The following is a 17173-nucleotide window of genomic DNA, read 5'->3' as shown; positions in this document are numbered from 1 at the left end:
GCCGCGTCCGCCCCGCAATCGAATTGCCGGGCGCCCGCCGCGGCCGCCCGTCACAGCTTCCAGAACGGGCCCGTCACCGCCCGGTGCAGCAGCCGGACCGACCGGTGGTCGGTGGTCCTCGCGCGGACCATGAACCGCAGATGGCGGCCCGCCCCCACGTCGGCCGAGGACGTGAACTGGTGCCCGCCCGGCCCGTACGCGCGGATCGGCAGGTACAGGGAGCGGTCCCCGCCGTTCTTGTCCGTCGTGTAGAAGCAGCCCTCGATCACCGTGTCGGACGGGGTGTCGTCACCGAACTGCAGGTGGACGACCGTGTGGTGGCGGACCGGGCCGACCAGCAGTATCGCGGTGCGGAACGACAGTCCCGCCCAGTTGCCGGACTGCAGTTCCATGTCGGCGGTGTTGGCCTCGTTCAGCATGTTCGGCACTGGGTCGTCCTCCACGGGTGCGGGTGCGGTCTGGCCGTTGGCCCGGTTGACGATGCCGGGGAACACGATCTCGCGGAACTGCTTCACGCGGGCGTCCCCCGGGCAGGCGGTGCCGCCCGACGACCAGGCGGAGTGCAGTCGGTGGTAGCCGTACCCGGGGTCGTCGTGGGTGCGGCAGATCCGCAGCGGCAGGCCGTGGTGCTGGTGCAGCCACACCCCCAGCTCGATGAGCTGCTCGATCTGCCGGTCCGTCCACGGGTCGGTGTGCTTCAGGTTGGACGCCGTCTCGATGGAGACCGCGCCGGTGCCGTCTGGCCGCCTGTTCGCCTTGTAGTTGGCGTCGGCGCGCGTCTCCGTGCCGATGTACTGGGCGAGATCGCCCTCGAATCCGAGTCCGAAGTGCGACTCCAGGCTCGATGAGTCGCGCCAGTACTCGTACATCCGGCGCGCGGTCCACGGGGCGGCGATGCTGTGCAGGATGAACTGCGTGGGCCGGATCGCCGGTTGGGCGTCGGATTCCGGCTGCAGCTCCATGCGCGTAGCCCCCGGATACCAGGCCATGCGTTCCTCCTCGGGGCGTGGGGTGCCTCGGGCGGGGCGCGGAGCGGACGCCGTGCGGGCACCTGACAGTTGGTTGCCCGGTACGGAGCGTGGTCACTCGGCGCGGCGTGCAGTTGCCAAGGACGAGTGAAATCACGGCGTTTCAGCCACGCCACGCCTTCGCACCGTCGTCGTACGCGTACTCCCGCCCCGCGGCGACGCCGCTCGTACGGAACGGGCGACCCCCGTCGTCGATCCGGACCGTGCCGCGCCGCTCCCCGCTGGACCACTCCGCCTCCAGCACCCACGCGCAGTCGCACCGCACCGCCGTCGCCTCGACCCGCACCACCAGCGGGTCGCCGGCCCGCACCCGGTACGGCAGCCGCGTCGCCGGCAGCGGGCGCTCCCCGTCGAAGCCCTCGACGGGCCGCACCAGCGGGCGCGGCGCGTCCAGGTCCACGGCGTGGAACGCGGGGGACAGCATCCCTCCGCAACCGCTGCTCATCGCGTACGCGGGCCACCCCGGCGGCGTTCGGCGCTCCACCACGCGCACGGTGAGGCGCTCCACGACCGCGGTCGCGTCCTGCCGGGCCGCGCTGAGCGTCGCCCGCACGATCGTCGTACCGCCGTGCACCGCGCCCAGCGACCGCGCCCACCGCTGCGCGTCCTGCTGCACCGGTGGCGCCGGCACCGTGTGCGGCGGGCGGTCCACCAGGTAGCGGTGGTCGCACTCGTGGGCCCACACGTGCGAGTCGGCCGTCCAGGTGAGGGGGGCGCCGGGGCGGGCTTCGGGAGCGGTGGGGGTGCGGGGGGTCCGGGGGGTGGTGACGGTGGCAGGGGCGGCCGGGGCGGTGGTGGGGGGCGTGGTGGCCGGTTCGTACGCCAGTTTCGCCGCGACCGCGCCCCCGCCCAGTACCAGGGCCGCCACCGCCGCGACCGCCGCCCCGGTGCGCCGCCTGCGGGGGTGGGTCGGGGCTGGGGAGGGTGGCTGCCCGGAGTCCGATGGAGGGGGCGTGTGGGGTGGGGTGGGTGGGGTGGGCGGTGCGGTGTCTTCGTGGGGGGTCGGAGCGGGAGTGGGGGTTGGGGTGGGGGTTGCCGGGGTGGGGGCCGGGGTCGTCGCCGTGGGGGGCTGCGGACGGCCGTCGCGGCGCGTGTCCGCCAGGATCCACTCGCGGTGCAGCTCCAGCAGCTCCTCGCGCGGGGCGCTCGCCAGCCGGGCGAGGTTGGCCACCAGGGCGTGGTCCGGCGGGACCGTCTCGCCCAGGCAGTAGCGGTGCAGCGTGGACCGGCTCACGTGCAGTCTGGCCGCCAGCGCCGTGTAGCTGAGCCCCGTACGGTCCTTCAGGTCCCGCAGGTGCGCCGCCAGCACCGCGACCTCGTCCACCTCCGCCAACCCCGCCGCCCCCTTGGCGTCCCACGCGTCCGGCGCCGTCCCGCGCCGTCCCGCCCACCGTCCCGGGCGGGTGACGTTTCCCCAGGCCAGCGTACGCGCCCCGTCCCGCCGTCCCGTTCGCCCGCCCGCCCCTTGCCGCACCGCCACCGGCCCGCCGACGCTGACCGCACCGACTCAACGAAACGGGGCGTACCCACATGGACCTCAGCAACCGCACCACCCGCCGCGTCGCCGCCCTCGTGGGCGCCGCCGCCACCGCGGCCCTCCTCGTCCCCCTCGCGGGCGCCGCCCAGGCCACGCCCGGCCCCGCGCCCGCCGTCACCGCCCATGTCGTGGCGGCCGCCAAGGCCACCGCGCCCGGCTTCCTCGGCGCCGCCGACCTGCCGCCCGCCCCCGGCACCTCCTGGACGGCGGGGCCCGTCACGGCGGGCATGCCGGAGTGGACGCCGTTCTGCCTGGAGGGCGTCCTGCCGGCCAAGGGCGGCGCGACCTGGCACCGGGCGTTCAACACCGACCTGGACACCTGGGCGGTGCAGGTCTCCGTGACCGCGCCCAGCACCGGTGCCGCCCGCCGGCTCGCCGCCGCCGGGGAGCGGGCCGCCGCCGGCTGCGCCGCCGACTGGCTGCGCGCCACGCCGGGCGGCACCGCCTCCTGGGCCGACTACGGGCGCGTCGCCGCCGGGGACGGGGCGCACGTGTACGGGGTGCACACCTCCGTGCCGGATTCCGAGCCGGGCGCGCACCTGATCGGCGTCGGCCGCGACGGGCGCACCGTGACGTTCGTGCAGTGGGCGCGGATGGGCGATCTGACGGACGCGCCGGTGACCGCCTTCAAGGGCACGACGGCCAAGGCCGTGCACCGGCTCCACTGAGCCCGCCGCCCGGCCGTGGGACGGGCCCGCCCCGAGGATGGGCCTCGGGGGCCGTCGGTACCGCCGCCGGCGCCAAGCGCTCGATCCTGGTACGGGCCCGCGGCCGGTACCGCACGCGGGCGGCGAGCGGGCGTCCCACGGGCGCGGTCGACTGGCGGCGGTGCCCGCGGAATTCAGCGGCGGCCGCGGGTCACCTGGGGGTGTCATCTCAGGCCGCGCACCCGGTCCTGATGACGCGCTTCCCAGGTCACCGCCACGCCGTCGCCTCGGTTGCGTGGATGCAGTAGCGCTCGTAGGTGCTCTCACCACCGGCCTTGGGTACCGCACAGGCGGTGACCTGGAACTCGCCGTCACCCACGCTCACCATGCTGGTGAACTGGTCGTCTCCGTATTCGATCTGGGCAGCGCGCTTGGCTCCCCCTGTGACCTCCGCCGTGACCAGATCCCCTGGGCTCCCGCGCTCGACGCGCGCCCATACCGCCTGGCAGTCCTCGCTGTAGCGGAGCTGGAGAAGGGCGGGGTTGCCGACGGCGGGCTTGTGGGTGCGCGCGTCTTCGCCGCATCCCTGATTCTGCGGGTTCTTTCCCTCGCAGGCTTCACCCGGACAGGTCGGCTCGTCGAGGAATCCCTTCATCAGGTGATCTCCGAGAGGGGTCACAAAGGCAGCTGCCACGGCGCTGACGATGGCCACGGCGTAGGCCAGTTTCGTCGCGCTGTTGCGCCTTCTCCGCCCACCGCGTGTGGGCGGTTGCGACTCGGGCTCGGGGGACATCGCGGAGTCGTCGCTGGTGCTGCTCGTCGTCACGGGTACCAACCTTGGTGCGCTTACCGGGAGAAACAGAATCCACCCCCGTCGCCGCCGAGGAAAGGCGCATTTCCGAGGCTCAGGAGGCATAGGAGGCATAGAAGGCACAGGAGCGCGCCGGCCGCCTCCTTGCGCGCCCCTCCCTCAGACAACGACAACACCGCGGACCGGGCAACGGGCGCTCAGGCGGAGGGCCGACCACCTGACCCCGCAAGGGTTGTCCGCACTCGGCGCCGGCGCCTGTGCTCTAGGGGTGCGGGGGTGTCACCCTCTGTCGGGCGGCAGATGGCCGAAGCGCCCGACCGCCGTACAGCGCTGAGCGCCACATTGCTACTCTTGCTTTGATGAGTTCTCCGACAGCGGAAGAAATTCGCGCGCTCCACGAACGCCACGCACCCTCACTCGAAGCGTTCGAAGCCGTCTACGGTCACAGTGAGATCGTCTGGCGCATTGCGGAGGAGCTCCTCAATTCCCGGAACGACACAGACATCGATAGAGATCTCGTCCGAGCCGGAAGTCTCCTTCACGACATCGGCGTCTACCGCCTCTACGGCACTGATGGAAACCTCGACCACAAGAAGTATGTCCGTCATGGGCTCCTCGGCCATGAGATCCTCGCGGCCGAAGGGCTCCCCGAGACCCTGTGCCGATTCTGCTCCTGTCATACCGGTGTGGGTTTGACGAGAGACGACGTGCTCTGCCAGCAACTCCCCCTGCCGCCGGCCGACTACCTCGCCATCACCGAGGAAGAGAAGCTGGTGATGTACGCCGACAAGTTCCACAGCAAAACCACCCCGCCGAAGTTCCTCACCGCCAACGCCTACGCCACCTACGTCAGCCGTTTCGGGCACGACAAGGTCGACGCCTTCACCCTGCTCCGCAAGACGTTCGGGGAGCCTGACGTACATGCTCTCGCTGCCTTCTACGGCCAGGCCCTCACTGAGTGACTCCCGCCGCCGACCGTCCCCACAGTGTCCTTACGGCGACTCAGGAGGCACTGCAGCGCGGCCGGCGCCGAGCCGTTGCCCCGACGGCCGCATCTCTGCACCCGCCGTGATCAGGCAAGCCGCGGTGCGGCGAATGTCTCGGCGTGCAGCGAGGGCCGGGCGCAGTGCCGCCCACGGCTCACACGTCGCGGTCGTCGTCATCGTCGTCGAGGCCGACTGCATCCGGGGGCTCGTAGGGGTGTGCCCAGGGGCGGGAGAGGGCGGGGATGGGGTGGGGGAGAGAGGGTCGGCTGCCTGGCCGGGTGGGCGGATCACCGGCCCGGCCCGGCAGCCGGCCGCCCATGGGGCAGGTGGGCCGCCCGTGCGGGGTGCGGCCGGCGCGCCTAGACTGACCATGCCCGTAATGCCCCCGAACGCCCCAGTTCGGGCCCTCGAAGGGAGTGACCCCATGTCGAAGCGCGGCAACAAGCGCCGTGCCCGCAAGGGCAAGAAGGCCAACCACGGCAAGCGGCCCAACGCCTGACGGACCACCGTCCCGCGTCGCCCGCCTCGTGCCCTCCCGGCGGCTCACCCCGCGTCGCCCCGGCGGCCCACCCCCGCACCGTCCCGGTGCGGCAGGCTCACCCGGCCTCGCGTGCCGCGTGCGCCGCGTCCACCGCGTCCAGGGCGACCGCCCAAGGGAACCGCTCCGGCCAGTCCCGGCCGGGCGGGTCCGGGACGTAGCCGCCCTCCCCGTACAGCACCGCCACCCCCGCCGCCCGCAGTGTCTCGACCGACCGGTCGAACTGCGGGTGGCGTACGTACGCGGCGTTCGCGCACGGCATCGCCACGATCGGCAGGCCCTTGCCCAGGCCCTCCGCCGCGACGCCCACCACGAAGGCGCCGGTCAGCCCGAGGGCCCAGGAGTTCACCGTGTTGAACGTGGCCGGGGCGAACAGGATCGCGTCGGCGGGCGGCCACACGTCCGGGTCGCCCGGACGCTTGTACGCGCTGCGCACCGGGTGCCCGGTCAGCACGGCCAGCCCGTCGAGACTCGGCTCCAGCCACCGCGCGGCGCTCGGCGTCAGCCCCAGGCAGACGTCCCAGCCGCGCGCCTGCGCCTCCTCGATCACGCTCGCCACCTCGAACACGGGGGGAGCGGCCGAGCAGAACAGATACAGAGTCCTCGCCTTGATCATGGAGTTCATCTGATCACACGACGGGCGGGTGCATCCTGGCAGTGGGGAAACCCGCGGCCGGCAGCCCGGCCGGCCGTTCGCCCGACCCCGCGAGGACCGGTATGTGCCGCAGCATCAAGACCCTCCGCCCTCCCGCGCTGCCCGAGGAGGCCACCGAGGACGACATCCGCGCCGCCGCGCTCCAGTACGTGCGCAAGGTGTCCGGCTTCCGCGCGCCCGCCGCCCACAACCGGGAGGTGTTCGAGCGCGCGGTGGCCGACGTCGCCGAGGCGACGCGGGCGCTCCTCGACGGCCTGGAGGTACGCGGCGCCGCCGCGCGGGGGCAGGCCGGCCCACCGCGGGCGGGCGCTCAGCGCCGCGGATAGGTGGTGCGGACGAGGGGCGGCTCCGGCGGCACCGGCCGGTCCGGGTGGAACCGCGGCAGGTCGTAGGCGGGTGCCAGGAAGCTGCTGTGGCCGATCGGAGCGGAGCTCTCCGCCCAGAAGACCCCACCGGCGACCACGTGGCCGTTGCCGGGACCGGGGCCGGGGCCGGGGCTGGAATCGGGGCCGGGCTCCAGGATGAACGCGCGCCAGTCGTGGCTGTGCCCCACGATGCAGGCGAAGAGGCGCACGGGCCGCCCGAAGGAGACCGGCAGGTCCACCAGCTCCGTCCGTCTCGCGGACATGCGATCGCCCCCCCTCACTGTCCGGCGATCATGCCTCTGGCCGGTCCTAGGCGGCCGTCGCCGCGGCCGCGGGCGGTTCGGGGGCCGGGCGGCGCACGACGTACGCGGCGACACTCCCGGCCAGGCAGAGCGCGAGCACCGACACGGCCACGCTGAACCAGGTCGCGCCCAGCCACTGCCCGCCGAAGTAGCCCACCCCCACGCTGTACGAGGCCCAGGCCACCCCGGCCAGGACGGACCACGGCACGAACTCGCGCGCCCGCCGCCGGGCCGCGCCCGCGCCCAGCGACACGACGGACCGCCCGGCCGGGGCGAACCGGGCGATGACGACGAGGGCGCCGCCGCCCCGCCCGAGCGCCGTGCCGAGACGTTCCTGCGCTGTGGTCAGGCGCCTGGAGCGGGCGATGGCCCGGTCCAGGCGGGGCCCGCCGCGCCAGGCGAGGCGGTAGGCGACCAGGTCGCCGAGCACCGAGGCGGAGGCCGCGCACAGGGCGAGGGCGATGAGCGAGATCCCGCCAGGGGCGGCGGTCGCCGTCGCCGCGGTCGCCGCCGTCGCGGCCGAGATCAGCAGGACGCCGCTGGGCAGGATGGGGAGGAACACGTCCAGGACCACGGAGGCGGCCACCGCGGCGTAGATCCATGGACTTCCGGCCAGCAACCTCACGCTCTCCAGCACCTTGTCTCCCCGCCTCCACCCCTGCCACCCCTGAGAACGCGCAACAGCGTACGCCTTACGCGGCGACCGGCGCGCGGGGAGGGTGGCCGGAGTGAGGGATGGATTTCGGCCAGGGGGTGGGGCGAGGGAGGGTGCGGGAGCGGGGACGGCGTGGCGGGAGGGGAGGGGCGCCCGGCCGGGGGCATGGGCCGGGGCTTGAACGGCCGGGGCACGGGGCCCCGTCGGCCGGCCCGGCACCGGGCGCCCCCGGTGCGCGTCGGCCGCGCCGCGGCCGCGCCGGTTACGCCGCCAGCGTCGACTGCTCGCGCTCGGCCGCCCGGCGGCCCGCACCGAACAGGCCGTCCACCGCCAGGGCGCCCGGACCGGTGAAGACCAGCAGGAACAGCGCCCAGCAGAAGAGGGCCGCGGCCTCGCCGCCGTTCTCCATGGGGAACAGGCCCTCCGGCTGGTGGGCCGAGAAGTAGGCGTACGCCATGGCCCCGGACGAGACGAAGGCCGCCGCGCGGGTGCCCAGGCCCACCAGGACGAGGGCGCCGCCCACCAGCTCGATCACCGCCGCGTACCAGTACGGCCAGGTGCCCGCCGGGACCGTGCCGCCCGAGCCGTCGGCCCCGCCGAGGACGCCGGCCAGCTTGGCGGCGCCGTGGCACAGGAACAGCAGGCCGATGGCGACCCGGAAGAGGGCGAGCGCGTACGGACGCGCCCGATCGAGGCGCGCGGTGACGGAAGAGGCGGAGGACGGGGAAGGCATGGAGGAGGCAGGGGACACGGGGGGCTCCTTCGGCGGGGGACTGAACCGGTTGCGGGTCCACGTTAGGCACCCCTCACCATTACTTGCAAGTTCAACATTCAGGCGTGTGGAGATACCCCGGCGGAAAGCGGTCAGTCGATCGCCCTCCGGAACCGGGGGCGAGATGCGCAGGTCGGCGGGGGTGGGCGCGGTGATCCGCGCGCTGGGCGCCCCCCTGATGGTGGCGGGTCACCGCCACGGCGACGCTCCCCGGAAGCCGCCGTGGGCGCGCTGGTGCGGGTGCGCCGGCCTGTGCCGCGGGGGCGAAGGCCCCGGCCCGGTACGGAGGCCCCGACCGGGGTACGCAGGGCGGGCGCCCCGGCGGCCGGTGGTGCCGGGAGGGCGGCCCGCCGTCGGTGCGCCGCCCCGGCCGTGGCGGCGCACGGGCCGGCCCCCCGGAGTACGGGGCCGGGTGGGCCGGGCCTCCCGGTGGGCCCTCAGCGGCCCTTCAATGGCCGGAAATCAACCCCAGGCGCGCTCGTGGGTCGTCACGAGCCGCCCGTCCCGGCGGGCCAGCTCCACCCGCAGCCCCGCCGAACGGCCCTGGAGCGTCAGCGTCATCAGCTGGTTGCCGAACCACGGCCCGCCGGCCCTGCTCCATCCGGGTCCGGAGCCACCCGCCCGGCCGTGCCGCGCCAGCGCCCGCCCGAGCCACCGCCCCGCGCGGCTCCAGCCGAAGCGGAAGCCGAGCCGCAGGGCGTACGGGATGCGCTGGTGGATCGGCGAGCACGTCATCTGGAGCACGTGGGCCCGCGTACCGGGCAGGTCCGCCTCCGCCACGTACGCGTGGTGCACGTCCCCCGACAGGACCGACACCGTCGCCGGGCCGTCCGGCCCCCGCCCCGCCTCGGTCAGCAGCCCCGTCAGCCACGCGAACGACTCCGGGAACGCCGCCCAGTGCTCCAGGTCCGACAGGCGGCGCAGCGACTCCCCGGTCCGCGCCCAGCGCTCGCCCCGCTCGCCCCGGCAGAGCGCGGCGCTCCACCGCTCGGCGTCGTGCACCAGCGGCGGCAGCAGCCACGGCAGGGAGCTGCCGACCAGCAGGTGGTCCCGGCCCTCGCGGCCCTCCAGCATCTGCTCGCCCACCCAGCGGGCGTCCTCCTCGCCGAGCATGGCCCGCTTCTGCTCGTCCAGGACGCGGGCCGCGCGGGTGTCCACCATCACCAGGCGGGTGCGGCCGAGGTCCCGCCGGTAGCTCCACCGCACGCGCGCCGGGTCGGCGTCCGCCTCGGCGGCGAACCGGCGGAGCGCCGCCGTGCCGTCGGGCACCGCCCGCACCCGCGCGTACAGCGGGTCGACGGCCAGCTCGGACGGCGACAGGTTGCCCAGGTGCTGGTGGACCCAGTACGCCATCAGGCCGCTCAGCAGCCGCTCGCGCCACCAGGGCATGGCGCGCATCCCGGCCAGCCAGGCGGCGCTGGTGTTCCAGTCGTCGATCACGTCGTGGTCGTCGAAGATCATCATGCTGGGCACGGTGGAGAGCAGCCAGCGGACCTGCGGGTCGAGCCAGGACTCCTGGTAGATCCGGGTGTACTCCTCGTAGTCCGCCACCTGCTCGCCCGGCGGCTCGGCCAGGTCCCGCCGCCCGGCCATCCACTCCCTGGTCGCCTCGGACGGCTTGTCGGCGTACACCTGGTCGCCCAGCAGGAGCAGGACGTCGGGGCGCTCGGCGGCCGGGTCGGCGGCCAGCTTGGCGGCGAGCGCCCCGAGGGCGTCGGCCCCGGCGGGGTGGCGGCCCACGGCGCCCGTGGCGGCCCAGCGGCACGAGCCGAACGTGACCCGCAGGGGCGCCCCCGGCCCCTCCGGCACGGTCACCGTGCTCGGCGGGAACGGTGAGTCGGGCAGCGGCCAGACCCGCTGCCCGTCGAGCAGCACCTCGTACGCCGTAGTGGTGCCCGGTGTCAGGCCCGTGACCGGGACCAGCGCGTAGTGGTGCCCGGCCACCTGGAACGTACGGGCGCTCCCGCCCGCGCCGTCGGCGCACCGCACCTCGGCGGTGCCGGGCCCGTCGGCCTCGACCCACACGGTCGCGGCGGGGCGGTACGCGACCCCGGTCGCGTCCGGCCACTCCACGTATCTCAGCAGCGGTCCCAGCCGCAGTCCGGTGCCCATGCCCGACCCCCTCCGTCACCCCAGCCGTACGGTACGGGAACCGGACGGTCCGGCGTGACGGAGGGCGGCCCAACTTGACCACCGGGCGCGGGTCTTGGTCAGACGGTGCCGCCCTTGACGCCCGCCACGAAGGCGGCGAAGGCGTGGGTGGGGACGGTGAGGGCGGGGCCGGTGGGGTTCTTGGAGTCGCGGACGGGGACGAGGCCGTGGGAGGCGGCGAGGTCGCTGCGGATCTCGATGCAGGCGCCACCGTTGTCGCTGTAGGAGGACTTGAACCAGTGGGGCGAATCGGTCGTGGTCGTCACTGGGTGCCCTTTCGCATCCGTTCGATCGGGACTGCTCGACGTGCCGCCGAAGCCCTTGCCGCCGTGGTGCCACGGGACTCGGCAAGGGCCGCTGGGGTCAGAACGTTCCGATCCGGCCGTCCTTGACGCCTGCAACGAAGGCGGCGAAGGCGTGGGTGGGGACGGTGAGGGCGGGGCCGGTGGGGTTCTTGGAGTCGCGGACGGGGACGAGGCCGTGGGAGGCGGCGAGGTCGCTGCGGATCTCGATGCACTGGCCACCGTTGTTGCTGTAGGAGGACTTGAACCAGTGGGGGGACTCGGTCGTCACGGGGTGCCCTTTCGTAACGTCTTGATCATGGCTACGGAGGACGCCTGCGACGGCGCCTCGGCCTGCAGTTGATGGTAGGCCGTCAACAGCGGTACGACAGAGGTGCTTTCGCGTTCTAGGTGGCCTCGCTGAGCAGACTCCGCGTACGACACGAGCGAGCGGTCCGGCAGGGTCAGCAGCGTTATCGGCAGATCGAACGGGCGTCGTGTTCCCATGTCGAACGGGGCCACTTGAAGGACGGTGTTCGGCTGTTCGGCGAACTCGATCAGCCGCTGTACCTGCTCTTTCATGACTGCCGGTTCCCCGACCGGCCGACGGAGGCAGCTTTCGTCCAGCACTACGAAGACCATGGGCGGTGGTGTCCGATTGAGCGAAGCCTGCCGCTCCGCGACGAGTGCGACACGCTCCTCCGCTTGCTCGGGGGTGATCGAGCCGCGCCGCACGGCGCTATCCGCCAGTACGGCGGCGTAGTCAGGGGTCTGCAACAGGCCCGGCATGACACCGACCTCGTACAACCGGATCTCCGCTGCGCGGCTCTCATGCTCAAGGAACTCCGGGAACCCCTCCAGCAGCGAGCCGTGCCGCATCTCGCGCCACTCGCGCTCGAAGGTGTCGCCCGTGCTCAACGCCGCGTCCGCGCGGCGCGCGAGGCGCAAGGTCGGCATCTTGCGACCAGTGCTGGAGTACCCCATCCGGTCGCCCAACTCGTCCTGCGTCCAGCCGCGCTCACCGCGCAGCCTGCGCAGACGGGCCCCGAACGCCGCTTGTGGGGAGCTGTCCGGGTCCAACTCCTTGATGTTCAACGACCCACCACCGACCTTCCGTCCTTTCCCGACACGTTGAAGCGGGTGCGGCACCGCGCCACGCTGAGGCAGCGCGTAGCGAAGCGACTACGGAGAGGAGTCCTCGGTGCCCGGAGAAACCGTACAACCGAACCCGCGAGGTCCGGCGGCCGTTCCGGTCCCCGGCACACTCATGGTGGACACCAGCCGGGACGACCGGCTCGGGGAGTTCCGGGGGGTGGCCGGGCCGTACTGGTCGCTGCGCCCCGTCCGGGGCGGGGCGGGGTGGGAGGCCGAGCCGGCGGCGGTGCGCCGGGCGACCCGCAAGGAGAGGCTGCACGCGGAGATCGAACGGTGGAACGCCCGCAGCAGGGGTGAGGTCCTGTGAGGCGCTTCCTGCCCTTCGCCCGCTTCTCCTCCCGCCGTGCGGGGCCGCCCGTACGGCAGTGCACCGCTCTCAGCGCGGTCCTGTCCCGGTGGGGCGAGGTCGGCTACCCGATGTGCGAACTCGGGGAGGAGCACGGGGGCGAGCACGCGCAGTTCTGCCGGGACGACGACGCGTCTGGCGGGGCGGTCTGGTTCCGCTGGGGCGGGCTCGGCGGGTGGCTCGTCCGACTGCCCTGGTGCGGGGTCGCCGGGGGAGCGGACGGCGACGCCTGCATGCTGTTCCGGGGTCACCCCGGCGCCCACTCGTGGCATGTCACGGACCCGACCATGGAGGCCGTACGACTGGACCTGGAACGGCGGTTCCCCGAACTGCGCCGGGAGCCTGCGGCGCACCCGGGGCGCGAGGGGCGCACCGGGCGGCGGGGCCCCCGGTGAGCACCGAGGCGGGCGGGGGTGGGGCGTGCGCCCGGCACCCCCGTGGCCCACCGCCCGCCCGGCCCCGCCCGCCCGGTGCCGCCCGCGTCAGCAGTAGCCGCTCACGGGGCCGTTCACGCCGGTCCACATGTAGGCGTCGCTCACCCACGTGCCGTCGGAGAGCCGGTTCCACAGGGCGGTGCTGCCGAACCGGCCGGTGTGGGTGGTGCCGTTCTTGGAGCAGGAGACCGTGACCCCGACGCCGTCGGCGACCGACCCCACGACGGCGTAGCCCGTACCCGGACCGCTGCGCTTGTTCAGCGTCGTGCCGCTGCCGTTCGTGTCGATGATGCCCTGGTTGAAGCCGAGGGCGCCGTAGTTGTAGAGCTGGCCGCCCGCGGCGACGCGGCGGCTGCCGTGCAGCGCGGACCCGGCGTAGGCGGAGCCGCCGTTCTCCGGGCGCCAGCGGCCGAAGTCGTGCCCCGCGATGCCGACGTAGGCGCCGTTCTGCCGCAGGGCGAAGTGGACGTGGCGGCCGGTGGAGGAGCCGCCGCAGGTCACGTCGTTGCCCGTGTAGCCGAGGTACGCGCCCGCGGCGACGGCGGCGCCGTCCACGTTGATGTTGCTCACCAGGTGGTAGTAGTCCGTGGCGTAGCCGCGGTCGTGGACGACCCGGACCCAGCCCTTGCACATGGTGTACGCGGTGCCGCCGCGCGCCGCGCGCACGACCTGGTCGCCGCCCGCGAAGTCCAGGGAGCTCCAGGGCGTCCCGGACCCGGACCAGCCGTGCGGGCCGCTGGTCATGTACCAGGTCTGGCCGACCGTGAAGGGCAGCGCCATGCCGGTGCGGTAGTCGCCGCCGGCGAGCTGGGGGGTCATGCCGCCCTCGGTGGTGCCGGTGGTGCCGGTGGTGCCGGGGTCGGGGTCGGGGGCGCCGGGGCCGGTGGAGCCGGTGGCGGCGAGGGCGCGGCGCTCGGCGGCCTTGAGGACCGGTTCGGCCTCGGCGGCCAGGCCGGTGAAGCCCGGTTCTCCCTCCAGGGCGACCTTCCACGCGCCGTTGTCGCGGTGCGCGACGAACAGCCAGCCCTGCGGCAGTTCGGGGGAGCCGGGTGCCGTGGCGAGGACGGCGGTGCCGAAGGCCCAGTCGCCCGCCCGGCGCTTGACGCCGACGCGGGGCTCGGTGGCGGTGCCGGCCCTCATGGCCGTGCGCGCCTTGCCGCGCAGGTGCTCCGTGACGGCGGGCGCGGGGCCGTGGTCGGCCGCGGGCCGCGCGGGGGAGGCCGGTTGAGCGGGGGCGGCGGCGGTGGCGGCGCTCGCCGGGAGGGCTGTCACGCCGAGGGCCAGGGCGGCGGCGAGGGTGGACGTGCGCGCGACGGCTGCGAACCGTCTGAACATGTGGACTCCGTTTCACCGGGAGAGGGGGAGGTGGGGTGGCGCGAGTGTGGCATGTCCGTGACAACAATCTACGCGCGATGACGCGTGCGGGACAGGGGGCGGGGGCACTCCTGTGTGCCCTCCGGGACGGGCGGGGCGGCGTGGAGGCGTCCGGGCACCCCGGTGGCCGGGCACTCCCGGCGGCCGGGCGCCCCGGTGCCGGAGCCGGTGCCCCGGCGCCCGGCGAGGCGCCCTGGTCTCGCCGGGGCGCCGCGCTTTCGGCGGGTCCGGTCCCGGCAGGGGGTGCCCCCGTCCCGGTGGGTCGCATGTGTCCCGCGGCCCTCCGCGATCGGCGGGGCGGGCGCCCGGCCGGGGTGCCCACCCTCGCGGAGGGACGTTTCGTCAGCAGCCGTTCAGCACCGACTGGAGGGCGCTCTTCTCGGCGGAGTCCACCGCGAGGTTCCACTCGTACTTCACGTGCACCCACATGCGCGCGTACGTGCAGTGGTAGGCCGTGCGCGGGGGCATCCAGTCGCCCGGGTCCTTGTCGCCCTTGGCCTGGTTGACGTTGTCCGTCACGGCGATCAGCTGCGGGCGGGTCAGGTCGTTGGCGAAGGAGCGGCGCTGCGTCGTCGTCCAGGAGGAGGCCCCGGAGCGCCACGCCTCGGCGAGCGGGACGACGTGGTCGATGTCGACGTCGGAGGCCGCGTACCAGGTGGCGCCGTCGTACGGGGAGTACCAGCTGCCGCTGGTGGCGGCGCAGTTTGCGTCCTGGACGACGTTCACGCCGTCGCGCTTCAGGACGACCTCGCGGGTGTTGCAGGTGCCGGACTGGGTGATCCAGTGCGGGAACATGTCCCGGCTGTAGCCGCTGGAGGAACCTTCCGCCCGGACGGTGAGCTGGCCCAGGTAGGAGCGCGCGGTGGCGGCGCTGACCGGGGTGGGCGGGGCCGCCTGGGCGGCGGGCGCCGTGACCAGCAGGCCGGTGAGGGCGAGGGCGGCGGTCGAGGCGAGCACGGTGACGCGGCGCGCCAGTCGACGCGCGTAGACACGGGACATGCGAGCTCCCTTGCGAGATACGGGTGGTGGCCGGTGCGCCGCTCCGGGCGGCCCCGGTCATCGTGGTGGCGCCGGGTGTCGTGCGGGCGGGCGCCAGGTAACAGCCTGACGACATGAACACGTCACATCAAGGGGTGTGTCAAGTTCTTGACAAGAGGGGCGCGGGACCGCCGCACCATGCCCTGACGCGTCGCGGCGGCCGGCGCGCGTGCGCCGGGGCGGCCGTGGGGGAGGCGTCGCACGGGGGGCTCGCGGCCCTGGAGCGGGAGGGGGTGGCCCCGGGAGTGGGGGCGGGCCCCGGGGCGGGAGGGGGCGGCATCGTGCCGGGAGGGGGCGGTCTCGTACCGGGAGGAGGGCGCCGGCGGGGATCGCGTACCCTGGACGGAGCAGAAGGGGAGTAGCTCTTCGCCGGACCGTCGACATACTGCTGGGCCTCGTGCCCGGCCGGCGCCCGGAGGCGGCCTCGCGGAGGCCCGCCAGCGAGACCTTCGGCACCAGCAGTCCATGTTTCTGCGTATCCACGTATCCATGGCCCTGCCGTGCCGAAGCGACCCCGGAACGCGGACGCGGGCGAAGGTCTCTCGGCAGGGCGGAGCCCGACCGATTGAGGAACCCAGTCCGTGCTCAGCCTCACGATCATGGCGATCACCTTCGGTGTCGTCTTCCTCGCCGAACTGCCCGACAAGACCGCCCTCGCCGGCCTCATGCTGGGCACCCGCTACCGCGCCTCGTACGTCTTCGCGGGCGTCGCCGCCGCCTTCGTCGTCCACGTCGCCCTCGCCGTCGCCGCGGGCAGCGTCCTCACCCTGCTGCCGCAGCGGCTGGTGCAGGCGTTCGTCGGCGTGCTGTTCCTCGCGGGCGCGGCGATGCTGCTGCTGAAGAAGGACGACGACGAGGACGAGAAGATCAAGGCCCCGGCCGACCAGTCGTTCTGGAAGGTCTCCGGGGCGGGCTTCATGCTGATCCTCGTCGCGGAGTTCGGCGACCTGACGCAGATCATGACCGCGAACCTGGCCGCCCGCTACGACGACCCGCTCTCCGTCGGACTCGGCGCCGTCCTCGCCCTGTGGGCCGTCGCCGGGATCGGCATCCTCGGCGGGCGGACGCTGATGAAGTACGTGCCGCTGCGGCTCATCACCAAGGTCGCGGCGGCCCTGATGCTCGCCCTGGCGGGCTTCAGCCTGTACGAGGCCGTGAGCGGCTGAGCGGCTGAGCGGCTGAGCGGCTGAGCGACTGAGCGGCTGACCGGCTGACCGGCTGGCGGCTGAGCGGCCGGCCGGTGGCGGGCTGTCTGGTCGGGTTGTCCGGCCGGCCGGTGGCCGGGTGGTCCGGACGCGCGAGGGCCCCGCCGGGTGGCGGGGCCCTCGTGGTGTGGGGCGGCGGGGCGGGGCCTGCCGGGTCAGGCCGTGGCGCCGAGCCGGATCACGCCGTCCGCGGTCACCTCGACGCGCAGCCGCGTCAGGTCCGGTACGTGCAGGTCGGGGGCGTAGGCCGCGGCGCGGGGCCCCACGCCCACGACGCGCATCCCCGCGGCCCGCCCGGCCGCGACCCCCGCCTCGGAGTCCTCGAACACCACGCAGTCGGCCGGGGCGAAGCCCAGCTCCGCCGCGCCCTTCAGGAAGCCCTCCGGGTCCGGCTTGCTGGCGCTCACGCACTCGGCGGTCACCCGCAGCTCCGGCATCGGCAGCCCCGCGGCGCCCATCCGGGCCGCCGCCAGCGCGGCGTCGGCCGAGGTCACCAGGGCGTGCGGCAGCGCGGCGACGGCCGCCAGGAACGCGGGCGCACCCGGCACGGGGACCACGCCGTCGAGGTCGGCGGTCTCCTCGGCCAGCAGTTCGCGGTTCTCCGCGTGGTTCTGCTCCATCGGGCGGTCGGGCAGCAGGAGCGCCATCGTGGCGTACCCCTGGCGGCCGTGCACCACCTTCAGGGCCGCGTCCGGGTCCAGCCCGTGGCGCAGCGCCCACCGCCGCCAGACGCGCTCCACCACCGCGTCCGAGTTCACGAGCGTCCCGTCCATGTCGAGCAGCAGCGCGTGGGCGGTCAGGACGTTCGGGTCGTTCGGGGCGGAAGCGGTGGCCGGCATGGGCACTCCAGGGGCTGGGAAGTCGTACGCAGTGGACCCGCCCGCCGGTCAGGG

At 74.3% G+C, this 17173-nt stretch carries 21 protein-coding genes; 7 read left to right on the top strand and 14 right to left on the bottom strand.

Annotated features, from left to right (window positions below; genetic code table 11):
• Positions 1–50 precede the first annotated feature (50 nt).
• Positions 51–989, bottom strand: a complete 939-nt coding sequence (locus CP974_RS08130) for a peptidoglycan recognition protein family protein (RefSeq protein ID WP_031129102.1) — start codon at positions 987–989, stop codon at positions 51–53.
• 142 nt (positions 990–1131) lie between these two features.
• Positions 1132–2352, bottom strand: coding sequence for a helix-turn-helix domain-containing protein (locus CP974_RS08125; protein ID WP_223844488.1), 1221 nt, complete (start codon positions 2350–2352; stop codon positions 1132–1134).
• A gap of 206 nt (positions 2353–2558) precedes the next feature.
• Between CP974_RS08125 and CP974_RS08120 the strand changes: the two genes are divergently transcribed.
• Positions 2559–3233, top strand: coding sequence for a hypothetical protein (locus CP974_RS08120; protein WP_031130436.1), 675 nt, complete (start codon positions 2559–2561; stop codon positions 3231–3233).
• A 247-nt stretch (positions 3234–3480) separates the two neighbouring features.
• Here the strand turns inward: CP974_RS08120 and CP974_RS08115 are convergent, their stop codons facing one another.
• Entirely contained in the window at positions 3481–4038 is a 558-nt protein-coding gene (locus tag CP974_RS08115) for a DUF2690 domain-containing protein (RefSeq protein ID WP_031130434.1), read from the bottom strand.
• A gap of 344 nt (positions 4039–4382) precedes the next feature.
• On the opposite strand from CP974_RS08115, the gene CP974_RS08110 reads away from it, so the two are divergent.
• Positions 4383–4985 carry an HD domain-containing protein gene (locus tag CP974_RS08110; RefSeq protein ID WP_031130432.1) on the top strand — a complete coding sequence of 201 codons (603 nt, stop codon included), beginning with the start codon at positions 4383–4385 and terminating at the stop codon, positions 4983–4985.
• Between the two features lie 448 nt (positions 4986–5433).
• On the top strand, positions 5434–5508 hold the full coding sequence (locus tag CP974_RS30960) for a 50S ribosomal protein bL37 (protein WP_099048249.1): 75 nt from the start codon (positions 5434–5436) through the stop codon (positions 5506–5508).
• A gap of 97 nt (positions 5509–5605) precedes the next feature.
• On the opposite strand, the gene CP974_RS08105 is transcribed toward CP974_RS30960, so the two are convergent.
• Positions 5606–6163, bottom strand: coding sequence for a flavoprotein (locus CP974_RS08105; protein ID WP_031130430.1), 558 nt, complete (start codon positions 6161–6163; stop codon positions 5606–5608).
• Between the two features lie 101 nt (positions 6164–6264).
• On the opposite strand from CP974_RS08105, the gene CP974_RS08100 reads away from it, so the two are divergent.
• Positions 6265–6528 carry a DUF2277 domain-containing protein gene (locus CP974_RS08100; protein WP_031130428.1) on the top strand — a complete coding sequence of 88 codons (264 nt, stop codon included), beginning with the start codon at positions 6265–6267 and terminating at the stop codon, positions 6526–6528.
• On the opposite strand, the gene CP974_RS08095 is transcribed toward CP974_RS08100, so the two are convergent.
• The 7 genes from CP974_RS08095 to CP974_RS08065 all read right to left on the bottom strand — a co-directional run bounded on the left by CP974_RS08095 (position 6513) and on the right by CP974_RS08065 (position 11823).
• A complete protein-coding gene (locus CP974_RS08095) occupies positions 6513–6830 on the bottom strand; it encodes a hypothetical protein (protein WP_031130426.1) in 318 nt (105 codons plus the stop codon). The two genes, CP974_RS08100 and CP974_RS08095, sit on opposite strands and share 16 nt — an antisense overlap.
• A 46-nt stretch (positions 6831–6876) precedes the next feature.
• Positions 6877–7506 (bottom strand): DedA family protein, encoded by a 630-nt coding sequence (locus tag CP974_RS08090; protein ID WP_031130424.1) that lies wholly within the window; start codon positions 7504–7506, stop codon positions 6877–6879.
• A gap of 280 nt (positions 7507–7786) precedes the next feature.
• Positions 7787–8257, bottom strand: coding sequence for a DoxX family protein (locus tag CP974_RS08085; RefSeq protein WP_031130422.1), 471 nt, complete (start codon positions 8255–8257; stop codon positions 7787–7789).
• Between the two features lie 501 nt (positions 8258–8758).
• Positions 8759–10408, bottom strand: coding sequence for an alkaline phosphatase D family protein (locus tag CP974_RS08080; RefSeq protein WP_031130420.1), 1650 nt, complete (start codon positions 10406–10408; stop codon positions 8759–8761).
• Positions 10409–10506: 98 nt separating this feature from the next.
• Positions 10507–10713 carry a DUF397 domain-containing protein gene (locus CP974_RS08075; RefSeq protein WP_085921338.1) on the bottom strand — a complete coding sequence of 69 codons (207 nt, stop codon included), beginning with the start codon at positions 10711–10713 and terminating at the stop codon, positions 10507–10509.
• A gap of 97 nt (positions 10714–10810) precedes the next feature.
• On the bottom strand, positions 10811–11020 hold the full coding sequence (locus tag CP974_RS08070) for a DUF397 domain-containing protein (RefSeq protein ID WP_085921339.1): 210 nt from the start codon (positions 11018–11020) through the stop codon (positions 10811–10813).
• Positions 11017–11823 (bottom strand): DUF5753 domain-containing protein, encoded by an 807-nt coding sequence (locus CP974_RS08065; RefSeq protein ID WP_031130417.1) that lies wholly within the window; start codon positions 11821–11823, stop codon positions 11017–11019. Before CP974_RS08065 ends, CP974_RS08070 begins: the two co-directional genes overlap by 4 nt.
• A gap of 106 nt (positions 11824–11929) precedes the next feature.
• On the opposite strand from CP974_RS08065, the gene CP974_RS08060 reads away from it, so the two are divergent.
• Both CP974_RS08060 and CP974_RS08055 read left to right on the top strand, forming a co-directional pair.
• A complete protein-coding gene (locus CP974_RS08060; RefSeq protein ID WP_031130415.1) occupies positions 11930–12190 on the top strand; it encodes a hypothetical protein in 261 nt (86 codons plus the stop codon).
• Positions 12187–12624 carry a hypothetical protein gene (locus tag CP974_RS08055; RefSeq protein WP_051839275.1) on the top strand — a complete coding sequence of 146 codons (438 nt, stop codon included), beginning with the start codon at positions 12187–12189 and terminating at the stop codon, positions 12622–12624. The genes CP974_RS08060 and CP974_RS08055 overlap by 4 nt, the downstream gene beginning before the upstream one ends.
• Positions 12625–12711: 87 nt before the next feature.
• Here CP974_RS08055 and CP974_RS08050 read toward each other — a convergent pair whose 3' ends face one another.
• Positions 12712–13998 carry a peptidoglycan DD-metalloendopeptidase family protein gene (locus CP974_RS08050; RefSeq protein WP_031130411.1) on the bottom strand — a complete coding sequence of 429 codons (1287 nt, stop codon included), beginning with the start codon at positions 13996–13998 and terminating at the stop codon, positions 12712–12714.
• 381 nt (positions 13999–14379) lie between these two features.
• Positions 14380–15036 (bottom strand): HNH endonuclease family protein, encoded by a 657-nt coding sequence (locus tag CP974_RS08045; RefSeq protein WP_031130409.1) that lies wholly within the window; start codon positions 15034–15036, stop codon positions 14380–14382.
• Positions 15037–15656: 620 nt separating this feature from the next.
• Here CP974_RS08045 and CP974_RS08040 point away from each other — a divergent pair.
• Positions 15657–16241 carry a TMEM165/GDT1 family protein gene (locus CP974_RS08040; protein WP_031130407.1) on the top strand — a complete coding sequence of 195 codons (585 nt, stop codon included), beginning with the start codon at positions 15657–15659 and terminating at the stop codon, positions 16239–16241.
• Between the two features lie 194 nt (positions 16242–16435).
• Here CP974_RS08040 and CP974_RS08035 read toward each other — a convergent pair whose 3' ends face one another.
• Positions 16436–17119 (bottom strand): HAD-IA family hydrolase, encoded by a 684-nt coding sequence (locus CP974_RS08035; RefSeq protein WP_031130405.1) that lies wholly within the window; start codon positions 17117–17119, stop codon positions 16436–16438.
• Positions 17120–17173 lie beyond the last annotated feature (54 nt).

The sequence above is a fragment of the Streptomyces fradiae ATCC 10745 = DSM 40063 genome (assembly GCF_008704425.1).
Taxonomy (GTDB): Bacteria; Actinomycetota; Actinomycetes; order Streptomycetales; family Streptomycetaceae; genus Streptomyces; species Streptomyces fradiae.
Note: the sequence above shows the minus strand (reverse complement) of the source record. Positions and strands in the feature narration are given on the sequence as shown.

What these genes read in the sequence shown, in the direction of transcription:
- CP974_RS08130 (WP_031129102.1), bottom strand. Translation starts at nt 989, where the DNA reads ATGGCCTGGTATCCGGGGGCTACGCGCATGGAGCTGCAGCCGGAATCC.
- CP974_RS08120 (WP_031130436.1), top strand. Translation starts at nt 2,559, where the DNA reads ATGGACCTCAGCAACCGCACCACCCGCCGCGTCGCCGCCCTCGTGGGC.
- CP974_RS08110 (WP_031130432.1), top strand. Translation starts at nt 4,383, where the DNA reads ATGAGTTCTCCGACAGCGGAAGAAATTCGCGCGCTCCACGAACGCCAC.
- CP974_RS08105 (WP_031130430.1), bottom strand. Translation starts at nt 6,163, where the DNA reads ATGATCAAGGCGAGGACTCTGTATCTGTTCTGCTCGGCCGCTCCCCCC.
- CP974_RS08100 (WP_031130428.1), top strand. Translation starts at nt 6,265, where the DNA reads ATGTGCCGCAGCATCAAGACCCTCCGCCCTCCCGCGCTGCCCGAGGAG.
- CP974_RS08095 (WP_031130426.1), bottom strand. Translation starts at nt 6,830, where the DNA reads ATGTCCGCGAGACGGACGGAGCTGGTGGACCTGCCGGTCTCCTTCGGG.
- CP974_RS08085 (WP_031130422.1), bottom strand. Translation starts at nt 8,257, where the DNA reads ATGCCTTCCCCGTCCTCCGCCTCTTCCGTCACCGCGCGCCTCGATCGG.
- CP974_RS08080 (WP_031130420.1), bottom strand. Translation starts at nt 10,408, where the DNA reads ATGGGCACCGGACTGCGGCTGGGACCGCTGCTGAGATACGTGGAGTGG.
- CP974_RS08050 (WP_031130411.1), bottom strand. Translation starts at nt 13,998, where the DNA reads ATGTTCAGACGGTTCGCAGCCGTCGCGCGCACGTCCACCCTCGCCGCC.
- CP974_RS08045 (WP_031130409.1), bottom strand. Translation starts at nt 15,036, where the DNA reads ATGTCCCGTGTCTACGCGCGTCGACTGGCGCGCCGCGTCACCGTGCTC.
- CP974_RS08035 (WP_031130405.1), bottom strand. Translation starts at nt 17,119, where the DNA reads ATGCCGGCCACCGCTTCCGCCCCGAACGACCCGAACGTCCTGACCGCC.